The sequence below is a fragment of the Glaciihabitans sp. dw_435 genome (genome assembly GCF_018449675.1).
Lineage (GTDB): Bacteria > Actinomycetota > Actinomycetes > Actinomycetales > Microbacteriaceae > Glaciihabitans.
Genome location: NZ_JAAVUZ010000022.1, coordinates 1 through 16,561 on the forward strand (window position 1 = coordinate 1; position 16,561 = coordinate 16,561).

14 protein-coding genes and 1 tRNA gene are annotated in these 16,561 nt (G+C 65.8%); 11 read left to right on the forward strand and 4 right to left on the reverse strand.

Going from position 1 to position 16,561, the window contains the following annotated elements:
- The first annotated feature begins 583 nt into the window (after positions 1-583).
- From HB677_RS16665 to HB677_RS16700, 8 genes are all read left to right on the forward strand, one after another.
- Entirely contained in the window at positions 584-1,933 is a 1,350-nt protein-coding gene (locus HB677_RS16665; protein WP_213816862.1) for an extracellular solute-binding protein, read from the forward strand.
- 120 nt (positions 1,934-2,053) lie between these two features.
- Entirely contained in the window at positions 2,054-3,046 is a 993-nt protein-coding gene (locus HB677_RS16670) for a carbohydrate ABC transporter permease (RefSeq protein ID WP_213816863.1), read from the forward strand.
- Positions 3,043-3,969 carry a carbohydrate ABC transporter permease gene (locus tag HB677_RS16675; RefSeq protein WP_213816864.1) on the forward strand — a complete coding sequence of 309 codons (927 nt, stop codon included), beginning with the start codon at positions 3,043-3,045 and terminating at the stop codon, positions 3,967-3,969. The genes HB677_RS16670 and HB677_RS16675 overlap by 4 nt, the downstream gene beginning before the upstream one ends.
- Positions 3,970-3,995: 26 nt before the next feature.
- A complete protein-coding gene (locus HB677_RS16680; protein WP_213816865.1) occupies positions 3,996-5,501 on the forward strand; it encodes an alpha-N-arabinofuranosidase in 1,506 nt (501 codons plus the stop codon).
- Positions 5,502-5,554: 53 nt separating this feature from the next.
- Positions 5,555-6,229 (forward strand): phosphatase PAP2 family protein, encoded by a 675-nt coding sequence (locus HB677_RS16685; protein WP_213816866.1) that lies wholly within the window; start codon positions 5,555-5,557, stop codon positions 6,227-6,229.
- A 90-nt stretch (positions 6,230-6,319) separates the two neighbouring features.
- Positions 6,320-7,027, forward strand: a complete 708-nt coding sequence (locus HB677_RS16690; protein ID WP_213816867.1) for a VOC family protein — start codon at positions 6,320-6,322, stop codon at positions 7,025-7,027.
- A 9-nt stretch (positions 7,028-7,036) separates the two neighbouring features.
- On the forward strand, positions 7,037-7,711 hold the full coding sequence (locus HB677_RS16695; protein WP_213816868.1) for a DUF6226 family protein: 675 nt from the start codon (positions 7,037-7,039) through the stop codon (positions 7,709-7,711).
- Positions 7,708-8,985, forward strand: a complete 1,278-nt coding sequence (locus HB677_RS16700; protein WP_213816869.1) for a saccharopine dehydrogenase family protein — start codon at positions 7,708-7,710, stop codon at positions 8,983-8,985. Before HB677_RS16695 ends, HB677_RS16700 begins: the two co-directional genes overlap by 4 nt.
- Before the next feature lie 12 nt (positions 8,986-8,997).
- On the opposite strand, the gene HB677_RS16705 is transcribed toward HB677_RS16700, so the two are convergent.
- Together HB677_RS16705 and HB677_RS16710 are read right to left on the reverse strand one after the other, a co-directional pair.
- Entirely contained in the window at positions 8,998-10,002 is a 1,005-nt protein-coding gene (locus HB677_RS16705; RefSeq protein WP_213816870.1) for an LLM class flavin-dependent oxidoreductase, read from the reverse strand.
- 43 nt (positions 10,003-10,045) lie between these two features.
- Positions 10,046-10,783, reverse strand: coding sequence for a DUF429 domain-containing protein (locus HB677_RS16710; RefSeq protein WP_213816871.1), 738 nt, complete (start codon positions 10,781-10,783; stop codon positions 10,046-10,048).
- 42 nt (positions 10,784-10,825) lie between these two features.
- Here HB677_RS16710 and menC point away from each other — a divergent pair, with 42 nt between their 5' ends.
- Positions 10,826-11,932, forward strand: coding sequence for an o-succinylbenzoate synthase (menC, locus tag HB677_RS16715; RefSeq protein WP_213816872.1), 1,107 nt, complete (start codon positions 10,826-10,828; stop codon positions 11,930-11,932).
- A gap of 161 nt (positions 11,933-12,093) precedes the next feature.
- Here the strand turns inward: menC and HB677_RS16720 are convergent, their stop codons facing one another.
- Both HB677_RS16720 and HB677_RS16725 read right to left on the reverse strand, forming a co-directional pair.
- Entirely contained in the window at positions 12,094-12,690 is a 597-nt protein-coding gene (locus HB677_RS16720) for a hypothetical protein (protein ID WP_213816873.1), read from the reverse strand.
- Between the two features lie 197 nt (positions 12,691-12,887).
- Positions 12,888-12,972: transfer RNA gene (locus tag HB677_RS16725), tRNA-Ser, on the reverse strand.
- Between the two features lie 104 nt (positions 12,973-13,076).
- Here HB677_RS16725 and pta point away from each other — a divergent pair.
- Positions 13,077-15,188, forward strand: coding sequence for a phosphate acetyltransferase (pta, locus tag HB677_RS16730; protein WP_213816874.1), 2,112 nt, complete (start codon positions 13,077-13,079; stop codon positions 15,186-15,188).
- A gap of 49 nt (positions 15,189-15,237) precedes the next feature.
- Positions 15,238-16,362, forward strand: coding sequence for an acetate/propionate family kinase (locus HB677_RS16735; RefSeq protein WP_213816875.1), 1,125 nt, complete (start codon positions 15,238-15,240; stop codon positions 16,360-16,362).
- The last annotated feature ends 199 nt before the right edge of the window (positions 16,363-16,561 follow it).

Below are 16,561 nucleotides of genomic sequence, written 5' to 3' on the forward strand. Positions count from 1 at the left end.
GTGCGCGCTCGCCCGGAAGCGCCTAACTCGCCCGTGTTGGCAGCGATGGTCGTGGAGTGGCGCGCGGGGCGGCGGGAGTTGCCAGGGCGCGGGGCGGTGCGGGTGGCAGAGCTGGTCCGGGCGCTGTGGGGCGGCGGTTCGGGATGTCCCGGAGTGCCGTGTTTGCGCCGGGGCATTGACACCGGGGGCGCGGCTCTGCATGATACTTACAACGTTGTGTACAACGTTGTAAACGAGAAGCACCGGCCGCCGGTCCCTCAGGGGAGATCTCCGGATTCGCCGTCTACGCGTCACCACGAATCAAGGAGGATTCGATGAGACCCGTCACTCTTTCGCGCTCGCGGTGGCCCGGAGGCATCCGCTCCCGCGTGACGTAAACGAACCCGCGCGCCCGCTCGGCGAGGCCTACCTGCGAGACGGGGCAGGCCCGCACCCCCCCGAACCGCGGGCCCACCCGCACCTCCGCACCAACCCGTACCTCCGGACCAACCCGCACGACGGCACCACCCGCAGCACCGCACCGCCTGTTCCACATTCCATCGACACGACAACGAAGTCCGAAGCACCATCGAAGGGAAACACAGTGAAGAAGAAAATTCTGGTCGCGGCGGTCGCTGCGACTGTTCTGGCCCTGGCCACCGCCTGCAGCGGCGGAGGCGGCGGAAGCACCGCGACCAAGCCCACTAACTGCACGAACAAGATCGTCGACAAGGACGCCCCCGTCGTTTCGGTTTGGGCCTGGTACCCGAACATGGCGCTCGTCGTCGACAACTTCAACAAGGACCACACCGACGTGCAGGTCTGCTGGACCAACGTCGGCCAGGGCGCCGACGAGTACGACAAGGTGCAGACGGCAATCTCGGCGGGCAAGGGACTTCCGGATGTGGTGATGCTCGAGGCCGACCACCTCAGCAGCTACGCCATCCAGGACGCGCTCGTCGACATCAGTAAGTACGGCGCGAACGACGTGAAGGCCAACTTCAGCGAAGGCGCCTGGAAGGATGTCTCGCAGGGCGACGCGGTCTACGCGATCCCGATCGACGGCGGCCCGATGGCGCTGATCTACCGCACGGACGTGTTCAAGAAGTACAACCTCACCCCGCCGACGACGTGGGACGAGTATGCCGAGACAGCCGCAAAGCTCAAGGCGGCAGGCGGCCCGAACTTCGGTGACTTCGGTTCCAACGTTCCCGCGGTGATCATGGCGCTGCAGATCCAGAAGGGCGCGGAGCCGTTCCAGTACGACATCACCGACCCGAAGGCGCTTACCATCAAGCTCGATGACCAGGCGTCGAAGGATGTGCTCGACTACTGGGCAGACCTGGTGAAGAAGAAGCTGGTGGGCACGCAGGACCAGTTCACGACCGACTACATCTCGGGCGTCGTCGGCGGCAAGTACGCCACCTACACCTCCGCGGCCTGGGCTCCCGGATACCTCACCGGTGCCGGCGTCGGCAAGGGCGACTCCAGCGGGGTCTGGGCGGTCGCGCCCCTCCCGCAGTGGGACACCGCCAACCCCGTCTCCGTCAACTGGGGCGGCTCGGCCTTCGCGGTCACCACGCAGGCGAGCGACAAGAAGCTCGCCGCAACCGTAGCCAAGGGCCTCTACGCCGACCCCGCCTCCCTCGAAGACGGCTGGAAGAACCAGGTCATCTTCCCGCTCAACCAGGACGTGCTGAAGTCCGACGAATTCATCAACAACAAGTCCGAGTTCTTCAGCGGCCAGCAGGCGAACAAAGAGGTCTACATCCCCGCGGAGAACGCCTACAAGGGCTTCGTATACGCGCCGATCACGGTCTACTACTACGCACAGCTGCAGGCCGAGGCGGTCAAGATCAACGCCGGCAAGATCTCCGGCTCCGACGCGGCGACCGAGCTGCAGCAGAACATCGTGAAGTACGCCAAGGGGCAGGGCTTCACCGTCACCGAGTAAGGGACGACATAAAACTCCGGATGACCCGGGCCGCGGCGCCACCCTCCGCCCGGGTCATCCGGATCCGTCCCACCCATCAGCTCTGACCCTCAGCACCACGTACGAGACAAGGATTCGCGCATGGCGAATGCACCAGCGACCGCGGCACAAGGGCGGCGGACCAGTTCAACCCGGCCCCCGGGAGCGCGGGCCGACCGTGCGGGAGGCGGCACCCGCAGCACCAAACACGGCTCCAACCAGCGACGGCGCTCGGCCACCGGGTGGCTGTTCATCGCCCCGTTCGCCATCGTCTTTCTGGTCTTCCTCGTGGCGCCGCTCGGGTATGCGTTTTACCTGAGCCTCTTCAGCAAGGGGCTCGCCACCGGAACCGCCTTCACCGGCCTCGACAACTACGTGACGGCGTTCACGGACCCGTCGTTCCTCAACGGCGTGTGGTTCGTGGTGCGGTTCGCGGTGGTGCTGATCCCCGTGCAGATGGCGGTGTCGCTCGCGGTGGCCCTCGTGCTGGACGCCATCACCAGCCGCTTCGCGCGGTTCGCCCGGCTGATGATCTTCCTGCCGTATGCAATCCCGGCGGTGATCGGCGCCCTGATGTGGGGGTTCCTGTACAGCCCCACCTTCGGGCCGCTCCAGCAGATCTTTGGAGCGTTTGGGGCGGATGCACCGTTCCTGCTCAGTCCCGACAACGTGTTCTACGGCCTGATGAACGTTGTCACCTGGCAGTGGGCGGGCTACTACATGATCATCATCTATGCGGCGCTGCAGGGAATAGACCCGACGCTGTACGAGGCCGCCCGCATCGATGGGGCGAGCACGTGGCAGATCGCGCTGCGCATTAAGGTGCCGCTCGTGTCATCCGCCCTGGTATTGATCCTGGTCTTCGCGCTGATCGGAACGCTGCAGTTCTTCACCGAACCGCAGATCTTGATCTACGTGTCGAACGGCACGATCACGCCCGACTTCACCCCGAACATCTACGCCTATAACCAAGCGTTCGCCTACGCGAACTTCAACTACGCGTCGGCGATCTCGTTTGCGCTCGGCATCGTCGTGTTCATCGCGGTGTACATCTTTCTCTTCTTCACTCGTAAGCGCGGGAGCATCCTGTCATGACCACAGCACGTGTCATCCACCCGTCCTCGCGCGCCGCGCGCAATGCCGGCACGGCCACTCCCGGGCCCAAGAAACGCGCAAACCACACGCTGTCGTACCTCTTCCTCGGGGCGCTGGTGGTCTACTTCCTGATCCCCATGTGGTGGCTGCTCGTGGCCAGCACCAAGGACGTCGGCGGGCTGTTCAACGGCAGCTCCGGAGCGCTCTGGTTCGACAAGGTGTTCGCCCTCGGACCGAACCTCGTCACCCTGTTCACGTACAACGACGGCATTTACCTGCGCTGGATGGGCAACTCGCTGTTCTACGCGCTGACCGGCGGCATCGGGGCGACGGTGCTGTCGGTGCTCGCCGGGTATGGGTTTGCGAAGTTCCGGTTCGCCGGGCGGAGGGTGTCGTTCGCGATCCTTCTCGGTTCGGTGATGGTGCCGCTGACGGCGCTCGTGATCCCGACATTCATCCTGCTGTCGGGGCTTGGACTCACGGACACGGTGTGGGCAGTCATCCTGCCGTCGCTCCTCAACCCGTTCGGCGTCTACCTCATGCAGGTCTACGCCGCCGATGCGGTGCCCGACGAACTGCTCGACGCCGCCCGGGTCGACGGCGCCGGCGAAATCCGCACCTTCTTTCAGGTCGCCTTCCCACTCCTGCGGCCCGCGTTCATCACCGTGCTGCTGCTGTCGATCGTGGGCACCTGGAACAACTATTTCCTGCCGCTGGCGATGCTCTCCAACACGCAGCTGTTCCCCATCACCGTGGGCATCGGCCTTTGGCAGGGACAGGCATCTGCCAACAACAGCGGCGGTGAGTCCCTCTGGGGTCTCATCATCGTTGGCTCCCTCGTCTCGGTCATCCCGCTGGTGATCGCTTTCCTCTCCCTGCAGAAGTACTGGCAGGGCGGGCTGTCGATCGGCAGCCTCAAGTGATGTCACCCGACCAACGAAAGAGTCCCATGCGCACTGCCCATCTCACCCTCGACCCACATTTCACCGTGGGCGCGGTCAACCGCCGTCTTTTCGGCTCCTTCGTCGAGCATCTCGGACGCTGCGTCTACGACGGCATCTACGAGCCGGGGCACCCCACCGCCGATGCCGACGGCTTCCGCGAGGACGTCATCGACCTGGTGCGCGAGCTCGGCGTCTCGACGATCCGATACCCCGGCGGCAACTTCGTCTCGGGGTTCAAATGGGAGGACAGCGTGGGACCCCGTACCGAGCGGCCCCGCCGGCTCGACCTCGCGTGGCACTCGACGGAAACCAACGAGGTCGGCCTGCACGAGTTCGCCACCTGGCTCGGCAAAGTCGACAGCGAACTGATGCTCGCGGTCAACCTCGGTACCCGTGGGGTGCAGGAGGCACTCGACCTGCTCGAGTACTCGAACGTCGGTGGCGGCACAACCCTGTCCGAGCAGCGCGCCACCAACGGTACACGGGACGCGTTCGGCGTCTCGATGTGGTGCCTGGGCAATGAGATGGATGGCCCGTGGCAGCTGGGCCACCGCAGCGCCGAGGATTACGGCAAGCTGGCGTCCCAGACGGCCAAGGCGATGCGCCAGCTCGACCCCTCGGTCGAGCTCGTGGTGTGCGGAAGCTCGAGCGCCCACATGCCGACCTTCGGATTGTGGGAGCGCACCGTGCTCGAGCACACCTACGAGGACGTCGACTACATCTCCTGCCACGCGTACTACGAGGAGAAGAACGGCGACCTGGGCAGTTTCCTCGCCTCCGCGGTGGACATGGACCACTTCATCGAGTCGGTGGTGGCGACGGCCGATCACGTGAAAGCTGTGCTCGGGTCATCCAAGTCCATCAATATTTCGTTCGATGAATGGAATGTCTGGTACATCGACCGCTATCACGAGGTCGACAAGATCGAGGGTCTCGACAACTGGCCGGTGGCCCCGCGTCTGCTCGAAGACAAGTATTCGGTTGCCGACGCGGTGGTGTTCGGCAGCCTGCTGATCTCGCTGCTCAACCACTCCGACCGGGTGACCTCCGCGAGCCTCGCGCAACTGGTGAACGTGATCGCGCCGATCATGACCGAGCCTGGTGGGCCGGCGTGGAGGCAGACCACGTTCTTCCCGTTCGCGGTGACCTCGCGGTTGGCGGGAGGCACGGCCCTGCGGGTGAAGCTCACCTCCGACACGTACGCCACCGACGTCTACGGCACAGTGAATCTAGTGGATGCCGCGGCGACGATCGATGGCAATGACACGTCGGTCTTCGTGGTGAACCGCAGCCAGCACGAGGAGATCACCCTGACGATCGACGTCTCCGCGGTTGGATCGGTGTCGTGGGCGACGGCGGAAACGCTGTCGGACGTGGATTTCGCGGCGGCGAATACCCTCGAGAACCCCGACAGGGTGGGACTCTCGCCCAACGAGTCGGTCGTCGTCGAGGGCACGACCGTGACGGTGACGCTACCCCCGGTGTCGTGGACTGCCATCACCCTGAGCTGAGCTCCCCGGCCACCCTTAGAGGAATCTCAGAACTCCATCGGTACGGTGGGCTGATGACCGACCACGAAACCGAGCAAGTTGCCGCCCGCGTCTCCCACCGCTGGCCGTACATCAGTGGGGCGATTGCGGTCGTTGCCGTCTTGCTGCTCGGGGCGCTCATCTTCTACCGCGAGAACAACCTGCCCTTCGGGTTCGACACCGAGTGGATGGAAGAAATCGTCGAGCACCGCAACCCGTTCTGGCAGTTCCCGGCGCTCGTCATGAACAACATCGGCGGTGGGCTGGTCGGAGCGGTGATCGTGCCGCTCGTGATCATCGGGGCGCTGTGCGTCATCCGACGGTTCTGGTCGGCGCTGTACTTCGCGATCGCGACGGTGCTCAGCGCGGGAATCGTGCAACTGCTCAAGGGCATCTACGACCGGCCGCGCCCGTCCGAGATTCTGGTGACCGCAGATATCGGTTCGTTCCCCTCCGGGCACGTGGCCAACGCCGCCACCATGGCCGTTGTGCTCGGCTTTGTGTTCCGGCGCCTGTGGGTGTGGTTCGCGGGCATCGTCTACACCGTCATCATGCTGTTGAGCCGCACGTACCTCGGTGCCCACTGGCTGAGCGACACCGTCGGCGGGCTCATCCTCGGCGCTGCGGTTGCGGTGATCGTGTGGGCTCCGTTCGCCCAGAAACTCCTGCACGAGAGGAGGGCGCGGTCGCGCGCAGCACGAGCTGTGTAGCAGCGGGGCGGATGACCCGGGGCCGGGTCATCCGCCCCGCTTGAGACATCCCGTATTTCGCCTGCGCCATGCTCGTACTACTGTCGCGGCATGGCCCCCGAATTGTTGGCGGTGACGTTCCGCACTCCAGATCCGCAGCGTGACGCGAAATTCTGGGGAGCGGTCCTGGACCGGCGAGCCGAAACCGATCGCGGCGGTGTTGTGCTCGCGGGCGGTGGCGGGCAGGTCGGGCTTCGGTTCGTTGCGGGTCCAGCTCGGGGCGACAAGGAGCCGCTCCTGCACCTGCACCTCAGCGAGGCGGGGCGTTCGCAAAACGAGACCATCGCGGCCTGCCTGCGGTTCGGCGCGCGGTTGCGGGGGAGCGGTCATGTGAGGGAGGGCGAGATCGCGTACCTGTCGGATGTGGCGGGCGGCGATTTCTGCGTGATCGAGGGCGGCAACTCGTACCTGGCGGGCGCCGGTCCGCTGGGGGAAGTCACCTGCGACGGCACCCGCGCCGTCGGGCAGTTTTGGAGCCGCGCGCTTGGCTGGCCGTTGGTCTGGGAGGAGGGCGACGAGACAGCAATCCAGTCTCCCGCTGGCGGGACGAAGCTGGCGTGGAGCGGTGATCCCGTCGATCCAAACACGGACCGGGAGCGGCAGTACTTTGTGCTGACGGTTGCGGCGACGCAGCTCGAGCCCGAGGTAGACAGGCTGATCACTCTCGGAGCCTCCGACCGCGCCGTCGGCGACCGCGGTGACGTAACCCTGAGAGACCCGGATGGCACGGCGTTCGTTGTCCGGACTACCGCCGGATAGCGTGGGGGAATGAGCGAATACCGACGCCCCGCCTTGCCCGTCGAGGTATACCTCGACGACCAGGGTCGTCCGATCGAGTACGGCGACCGCTGGAGCCTGGGTGATGCGCCCGAGGAGGCGTATTCGCGGGTGAGCAATCCCCAACGGTTCGCTCCTCTTCACTCCGTCGCGCTCGCGCTCATCAGCTGGCTCGTTGAAACCTTTGACGTAACGGTGGACGACCGTCCGGAGACCGCGGAGGACGTGTTCGGCTCGCCCGAACAGGTGGCCCGCTCGGTGCAGATCACCCCGAGGGAGCCGACGGCGGCACCCATAACGTTCGTTCTTTCCACATTTCCCGGGGTGTTCCTCCACGCGGGTGCGCTTAACGACTTCCAATTCCCTGACTGCGGGTGTGACGCGTGCGACGAAGACCTCGAATATCTTGCCGAAGAACTCGAGTGGACAGTACGCACCATCGTCGGTGGCGGCTACTCCGAGAAGATCGGGTTCTGGGTCGAATTTAAGCTCGAGGAACCGGAGGTCGGCATGCGGTCGGGTCAGGGACGAGCACGGGACCTGCCCGACGGACGCATGAAAACCGCGCGTCGCATGCTGCCGCCCTGTGGGTTGTGGAAACCATGGCCCGTGCGCGGTCCGTCTACTGCTGGTGGTGTACCCCGACCGGCTAGCGTTGACGCATGAGAATCCTTCTGGTTGGCGCCGGTGGCGTGGGCAATGCGATTGCCAAGATTGCGGCCCGCCGCTCGTTCTTCGAGCTCATGGTCGTCAGTGATTACGACCTGTCGCGCGCGGAGAGCGTGATCGCCTGGATCGAGGAACGCCACGGCGACCAGAATGGCCGGTTTGTGGCGGCCAGGATCGACGCATCCGATCCCGATGCCGTTGCGGCCGTCGCCCGGGAGCACGGCGCAACCCACGTGATGAACGCCGTCGAGCCCAAGTTCGTCCCCACGATTTTTGCCGGCGCGCTCGCCGCGGGAGCGGACTACCTCGACATGGCGATGAGCCTGTCGGAGCCGCATCCGACCAATCCGCTGGAAGAGACCGGCGTGAAGCTTGGCGACGATCAGTTTGCCCAGGCACCCGACTGGGAGACGGCCGGACATCTCGCGCTCGTGGGCATGGGCGTCGAGCCCGGCCTGAGCGATGTGTTCGCCCGCTTCGCGGCGGACCACCTGTTCAGCGAGATCGATGAACTCGGAACGCGTGATGGCGCCAATCTCGTCGTACGGGACGAGGCCGGCAATGAGATTTTCGCGCCGTCGTTCAGTATCTGGACGACCATCGAGGAGTGCCTCAACCCGCCCGTGATCTGGGAGAAGGACCGCGGCTGGTACACGACAGCTCCGTTCAGCGAGCCCGAGGTGTTCGTGTTCCCCGAGGGAATCGGCCCCGTCGAGTGCGTGAACGTCGAGCACGAAGAGGTGCTGCTGATGCCGCGCTGGGTCGACGCGAAGCGTGTGACGTTCAAGTACGGCCTCGGCGACGAGTTCATCAACATTCTCAAGACGCTCAATCAGCTGGGACTCGACAAGACGGCGCCGGTAACGGTGCGGTCAGCGGATGGCCCGGTGTCGGTGGCACCTCGCGACGTGGTCGCCGCGGGGCTGCCCGATCCGGCCACCATTGGTCCTCGGATGACGGGCAAGACGTGCGCGGGGCTGTGGGTCACCGGGCTCGGCACCGATGGAGAGCCGCGCGAGGTGTACCTCTATCACGTGAGCGATAACGAGTGGACGATGGCCGAATACGACAGCCAGTGCGTCGTGTGGCAGACGGCATTGAACCCGGTCATCGCGCTCGAGCTGCTGGCGACGGGTGTCTGGCGCGGAACTGGCGTGCTCGGTCCGGAGGCGTTCGACGCTGTGCCGTTCCTCAACCTCATGGCGCTGCCCGTTGCCGACGGCGGCTACGGCCAGGCGTGGGGAATGGAAGACCGCCTCGCGGCGGTCTAGTCTCCCTCGTCCCTAGGCGGGCACGCGGGCGGCGTCGGCGAGCAGTTCGACCGACCGCAGACGCGCCGATGTCTCCAGTGACGAGTGGGCGACGATGACCTCGTCGGCCGTGGCATCCCGGGCAAAGTCGTCGATGTACGCGGCAACCTCGGATGCCGTGCCAACGCCGGTGTACGTCGTCATGCTTGCCACCTGCGCGCCGACCGCGGAATGCAGGAGGTAGTCGAGCTCCTTGTCGGTGAGGGTGCGGTCGGGGGTGATCTGGCCGCTCATCCGCAGCATCATCTCCAGGCGTGCCCGCCGGGCGCGGTCAAACTGGTCGTGGGCATCGTCACTCGTTTCGGCGGCGATCGCGTTCACGCCCGCGATGACGTACGGCTGCTCGAGCTGCTCGGACGGCTGGAACTCGCGGCGGTACAGCGCGATCGCGTCGTGCAGCGAGTTCGGCGCGAAGTGGGAAGCGAAGGCGTACGGCAGTCCATACGCCGCTGCCAGCTGCGCTCCAAAGAGGGATGACCCGAGAATGTAGAGGGGCACGTTGGTGCCCGCCCCGGGAACGGCGGTGACGCCGGGCACCCGCGACTGGCCGGCGAGGAACGCCTGCAACTCCAGCACGTCGTCGGGGAACTGCTCCGACGAGCGCGGGTCGCGGCGCAACGCACGGAACATCGCCTGGTCGCCGCCGGGTGCACGGCCGAGTCCGAGGTCGATGCGCCCCGGGTGCAGGGTCTCGAGGGTTCCGAACTGCTCGGCGATCGTCAGCGGGGAGTGGTTCGGCAGCATGACACCGCCGGCACCGAGCCGGATGGTGGAGGTCTGGCTTGCGACGTGCGCAATGAGAACGGCGGTTGCGCTCGACGCAATGGACGCCATGTTGTGGTGCTCGGCGTACCAGACGCGTCGGTAGCCACTCTTCTCTGCCTGCTGAGCCAGGGCGACGGATGCGGCAAAGCTGTCGCGCGCGGTCTCTCCCGGTGCGATGGGAGCGAGGTCGAGGATAGAAAGAGGAACGGTCATACAGGGGTAACACGCGCCGCGGGGGTGGTGTTCCCCTTTCGGGTCAGACGAGATCCGCGAGCGGCCCCGACGGCAGCGCGGTCCAGCCTTCCCGACGGGCGCGGTCACGATTGGCAGCGGAGGGCCGCTCATACAGCTCGAGGGCCGCGCTGCGTGCGGCAACCGCGGCGATCACCGCGTCGAACGCGTCCGCCGATCGGATCATCAGCGGCGCGTACTCCCCAAGGTCCAGCCAGGGTGCCGAGTGGCGGAGCGCATTCAACAGGATGCCCCGGGCCTCCGGTTCCGTCCGGTAGCCGGTCGTCGGCAGATCCCACAAGCGGAGGGACGCTCCCGGATACACCTCAACCACGAGACCCGCACCGGACCTGTCCACCTCGATCCCGCTGCTCGCAATGCGGGCGAGCAGACCGGCGCAGCGCATCGCCGTCAGCCCGAGGCGATCGGTCGAAACGCTCAGCGGCCACCGTCCCGTTCGTCGCCGCACGTCGCGATCGGTCTCCCGGTAGGCGAGGGTTCGCCGCCAGTCCATGCCGCCGTCCACGAATTGTCCGTCTGGCTCGAGGCTCGAATGAGCGGTCACGAACGCCACGAACTCGTCCGGCCAGCCGAGGGCGCAGTCGATGCCGAGCTTGTCGACGGTCGCGGCGGCCTCAACGATGCGCGGGTCATCGACGCCCAGATGCAATTCGCTCAGCGTTGCACGGCCATCGCGCCAGTCGATCACGGCAAGAGCCGTGCCCTTAGCCTGCGCGGCAAGGTCCACTCCGGCGGTTCGCATGGGGCAAGACTACGACGCGCGTTCCCGCGGTAGCCTGACCGCATGAGGGTTGAGTCCGTCGAACTACACCGCATCGCTATGCCCCTCGTGCGCCCGTTTGAGACCTCCTTCGGCAGGCAAACCGCACGGGACATCCTCCTAGTCCGCGTCCGCACTGATGTCGGCGACGGCTGGGGCGAGTGTGTCGCGATGGCGGACCCCGTCTACTCCAGCGAATATGTCTCCGGTGCCGAGGCGGTGCTGCGCGACTACCTAATCCCGGCTGTGTTGCGGACACCGGATGCCCCGGTCGAGGCATTCGGTTCGCTCGTGTCCTTCGTGATTGGTCACCGCATGGCGAAGGCCGCGCTCGAGACCGCGTTGCTCGACGCCCAGCTCCGCAGCACCTCCACCAGCTTCGCCACGTATTTCGGTGCGGTGCGCGACGAGGTGGACTGCGGCGTCTCCGTGGGCATCGCCGCCGACATCGACTCCCTCCTTGACGAGGTGTCGGGCTATGTCGCCGAGGGCTACCGCCGCATCAAGCTCAAGATCAAGCCGGGACGCGACATCGAACCGGTGCGCGCGGTGCGGGAGCTGCTCGGTCCCGAGGGGTTGCTGCAGGTCGACGCGAACACCGCGTACACGGCGGCCGACATCGACCACCTCCGCCAGCTCGATGCGTTTGACCTTCTGCTGATCGAGCAGCCCTTTGTGGAAGAGGACATCGCCACCCACATCGCGCTGGCCGCCGCCATCGAGACGCCCGTGTGCCTGGACGAGTCGATCCTCAACGCCGAGGTCGCCATCGACGCGATCGAGCGGCGTGCGACGAGCATCATCAACATTAAGGCCGGTCGGGTTGGCGGCTACCTCGAGGCCGTCCGCGTGCACGACGTCTGCGCGGAACTCGGTGTGCCTGTCTGGTGTGGCGGGATGCTCGAGACCGGCGTCGGCCGTGCCGCCAACGTTGCGCTCGCCGCGATGGAGAACTTCACGCTTCCCGGTGACACGTCCGGCTCGAGCCGATACTTCGCCGAGGACCTCACCGAGCCGTTCGAACTGCACGACGGTCGGCTGACGGTGCCGACGGGCCCGGGTTCCGGGGTCACCGTGCGCGAGGAGCTCCTCGCTGCGTGGGCGCTTCGTCCGCCGCTTACCCTGTCCTAGGCACCGCCCACCACTTGCACAAAAGTGCTCCATAATCCGCCCAAATAGAGCGTTTATGTGCGAGTCGCGAGCTATCGGTAGATGTCGAACGGGTTGACGACCAACACGTAAGTCAGGATGGCCGCCAACCCGATGAATCGACGGTCGAGTCATCCACTCGCTTAACCGACAGGAATTCGAAAGAGCGCGACTATTCCGGCGGCGGCCGCCAGCGCGATTGCCACCACGACGATCACCACCATGATCCGCAGCCCCGGACGGTTGTCGAACCAGTAGGCGCTGCCGGGGTAATCGCGGAAGAACTCCACGTCGTGCATGATCGTGGATTCCTCCACCACCTCGACGCCGAGCTCGTGGGCGAAGCGATCGAAGTCGGTGGTGTGCCAGAACTGACCGCGCATGCGGAAGAGGGCGCGTCCGTTCTTACCCATCACGACAAGCTGGCGGGATGTCTCGCTGGGGTAGCTGTGATACGTGGAAACCAGGACAACGCGACGAACGTCGGCCAGTGGCACCGTGACCGTGGGGCTGAAAATGCCGTTGCCCGACAGGGCGCCGTCGCGGACTCCGGAGAACACCCGTGTCTGGCGGAGCGACACCAGAACGCAGAGCACCGCGAGCAGGAGATGGAAGCCCAGAAGCCATCCCCAGATGCCGAGCGGGGCGGTGTACCAATAGAGCACGGCGAAGACCGGGAGGGTGGTCAGGAAGAAGATCGCGATGGCCGTGCGGAGCAGGGAATTCTTGGGATGGATCACCAATGAATACCCCCGCTTAGCCATCGTCGTCTCACCCCCGAGTTCCCCAGAACGTTATTGCTGTAGGACACCCTAGTGGCGCAAAGCTGAGGGGGAGACCTCCCGTTCTGTGTAGACCCGCACTGGGGGTACGCAGCGAACAGAAATCGGCGGTTAACGCACAATCGCCCACTCGAGTGAGCGGGCGATTGCTGCGGCGGAGAATGGGGGATTCGAACCCTCGAGGGCTTGCACCCAACACGCTTTCCAAGCGTGCGCCATAGGCCACTAGGCGAATTCTCCTGGCCGGTCTTTACTCTCCACGCGAGCGCTTCGAAAAGGACCAGTGAACATCATACCCTGATGGATCTGTGCCCTCGTTACGCTTCGGTGCATAGGCTGGGGTTGTGTCAACGCGAATTTACATCACCTCGGCCGAAGGCCACACCGGAAAGTCCACCGTCGCCCTGGGGGTCCTCGAGACTCTGACCCGGGAGGTGGGCCGCGTCGGCGTCTTCCGACCCATCTCGCGATCGACCACCGAGCGCGACTACGTGCTCGAGCTGCTGCTCGCCCACGCGACCGTCGACCTTGACTACGAAAACACCATCGGCGTCAGCTACGACCGCGTACATTCCGACCCCGACTCGGCCCTGACCGACATCGTGTCCCGCTTCGCCGCGGTCGAGCGCCAGTGCGACGCCATCGTCATTCTCGGCTCCGACTACACGGACGTGGGCAGCCCCACCGAGCTCTCCTACAACGCCCGCATCGCCGCGAACCTGGGCGCACCCGTTCTCCTTGTATTGGGAGGTCGGCGGGCGGATGACTCGGGCCTCCGCACCCCGGAAGACATGCGTCAGATCGCCGAGCTCACGACGGCCGAGCTCCGCCTCGAGCATGCGGGTCTGCTGGCCATCATCGCGAACCGCGCTGACCCCGAGCACCTCACTGACATCGCCAACGGTGTCATCTCCTCTTTCGAGGACCCGACCCACGCGGTGCCGGTCTGGGCAATTCCCGAGGATCCGTTTCTCGTTGCCCCGAGTGTCGCTGCCGTGCTCGCGTCGACCGGCGCGCGCCTCATCTCGGGAGATCCCGAACTGCTCGAACGCGAGACCCTCGGCACCGTTGTCGCCGCCATGTCAATGGAGAACGTGCTGCCGCGCCTCATCGAGGGGGCCATCGTCGTCGTTCCCGGTGACAGATCGGACGTGCTGGTCGGCACCCTGCTCGCCCACCAGTCCGAAACCTTCCCGTCGCTGGCCGGCATCATTCTCAACGGTGGCTTCGCCATGCCGCCGCAGATCGAGCGCCTCGTCTCCGGTCTCAAGTCCACCCTGCCGATCGCGATGAACGAACTCGGCACCTACGACACCGCCAGCCTTATCGCGCAAACGCGTGGTCGCCTGGCCGCGGACTCCCCGCGCAAGTACGACGTCGCCCGCTCCCTGTTCGACGACAACGTCGATGCCACCGAGCTGCTGCGTCGCCTCGAGGTCAGCCCCTCCGACGTCGTCACGCCGCTGATGTTCGAGTACGGAATCCTCGAGCGCGCCCGCGAGAGCCAGCGCCACATCGTGCTTCCCGAGGGCACCGACGACCGCATCCTGCGCGCGGCGAGCACCCTGCTCCAGCGCCGGGTCGCCCGCCTCACGATCCTCGGCGACGAGACGGAGATCCGTGCCCGTGCCGCGGAGCTGGGCCTCGACATCACCGACGCCGCGATCCTCAGCCCGTTTGATCCCGAGCTGCGCGCGAAGTTCGCCACGGAGTACGCCCGCGTGCGTGCCCACAAGGGCCTGACCGTCGAGCAGGCCGCCGACACCGTGACCGATGTCTCCTACTTCGGAACGATGATGGTGCACATGGGCCTCGCCGACGGCATGGTCTCGGGAGCCCAGCACACCACCGCGCACACCATTCGTCCCGCCTTCGAGATCATTAAGACCCGACCGGATGTCTCGGTCGTGTCGAGCGTCTTCCTGATGGCACTGGCCGACCGGGTGCTCGTGTACGGCGACTGCGCCGTCATCCCCGACCCGACCTCGGAGCAGCTCGCGGATATCGCGATCTCGTCGTCGGAGACCGCACTCCAGTTCGGCATCGACCCGCGGGTCGCGATGCTGAGCTACTCGACCGGCGAGTCCGGATCGGGTGCCGATGTCGAGAAGGTGCGCGCCGCCACCGGGTTCGTCCGCGAACGCCGCCCCGACCTGCTCGTCGAGGGACCCATCCAGTACGACGCGGCGGCCGATGCCACCGTCGCCGCGGCGAAGATGCCGGGATCCCCGGTCGCCGGCCGCGCAACGGTCTTCATCTTCCCCGACCTCAACACCGGCAACAACACGTACAAGGCCGTGCAGCGCTCGGCCAACGCCGTCGCCATCGGTCCGGTGCTGCAGGGCCTGAACAAGCCCATCAACGACCTGTCCCGTGGCGCGCTCGTCAGCGACATCGTCAACACCGTGGCGATCACGGCCATCCAGGCCGCGGCGCTCATGCCTGCCACGAACTAACTCCGCACCTCTCCATCCCCACCCCGGCTCCACCACCAAAGGACCCCGCATGACCCAGATCTTCGTTGTCAACTCCGGCTCGTCTTCGATCAAGTACCAGCTCGTGGATCTGGAGACCGAGGAGGCAGTGCTCAGCGGTCTGGTCGAGCGCATCGGGGAGCCGGGCTCCGACATTCCCGACCACGAGGCAGGCATGCGCGGCGTGCTTGAACTCCTCGGCACGGAGCACGACATCACCGCCGTGGGGCACCGCGTCGTGCACGGAGGATCGTTGTTCGCCTCCGCCACCCTCATCACCGACGAGGTAGAGGCGCAGATCGAGCAGCTATCGGCGCTCGCTCCGCTGCACAACCCCGCCAACCTGCTCGGCATCCGGGCCGCCAAGGTCGCGCTGCCCAATGTGCCGCACGTGGTCGTGTTCGACACCGCGTTCCACCAGACGCTGCCGCACGCCGCCTACACCTACGCCATCGACGCAAAGCTCGCCGAGACCTACGGTGTTCGTCGGTACGGGTTCCACGGAACGAGTCACAAGTACGTCTCCGAGCAGGCCGCGTTGTTTCTCGAACGCCCGCTCGAGGAGCTCAAGACCATCGTGCTGCACCTCGGCAACGGGGCATCCGTCGCTGCCATCGATGGTGGGAAGTCAGTTGAGACCAGCATGGGGATGACCCCGCTGGAGGGTCTCGTGATGGGAACCCGCTCGGGCGACATCGACCCGGCGGCGCTCATTCACCTGCACCGCCAGGCTGGACTCAGCTTCGACGACCTGGACACTATGCTCAACCGCCACAGCGGTCTGCTCGGTCTCACCGGCAATGGCGACATGCGAGATGTGCAGGCCGCGGCGCTCGCCGGGGATGACCTCGCCGAGGAAGCGCTCGCCGTATATCGTCACCGCATCCGCCGCTACATCGGGGCGTACATCGCGCACCTCGGGGGACTCGACGCCATCGTCTTCACCGCCGGTGTCGGCGAGAACAACTCGCTGCTGCGTCGACGCACGCTGGCGAGCCTCGAGTTCCTCGGCATCAGTGTGGACAACGACCGCAACGAGCTGCACTCCAAGCAGGCCCGCTACATCTCGCCCGACGGTTCGCCCGTCGCCGTGCTCGTGATCCCCACCAACGAGGAGCTCGAGATCGCGCGCCAGACGGCCGCCCTCGTCGGCTGACCCGCGGTGCGGGGGAGGGGTGCCCTAACTTCGAATTAGGCGTCCCGAATACCTGTAAATACATGCATCGGGTGTCCGCGGTCTGATTTACTGGGGTCATCGAAGGGGAGTAGTTCCCACCGTCCGCTGCATTTTCGCGGGCAACGAGGTACGTCGACATACTGGCGGTCATGATGACTCGCCCGGCGTGCCACCCTGC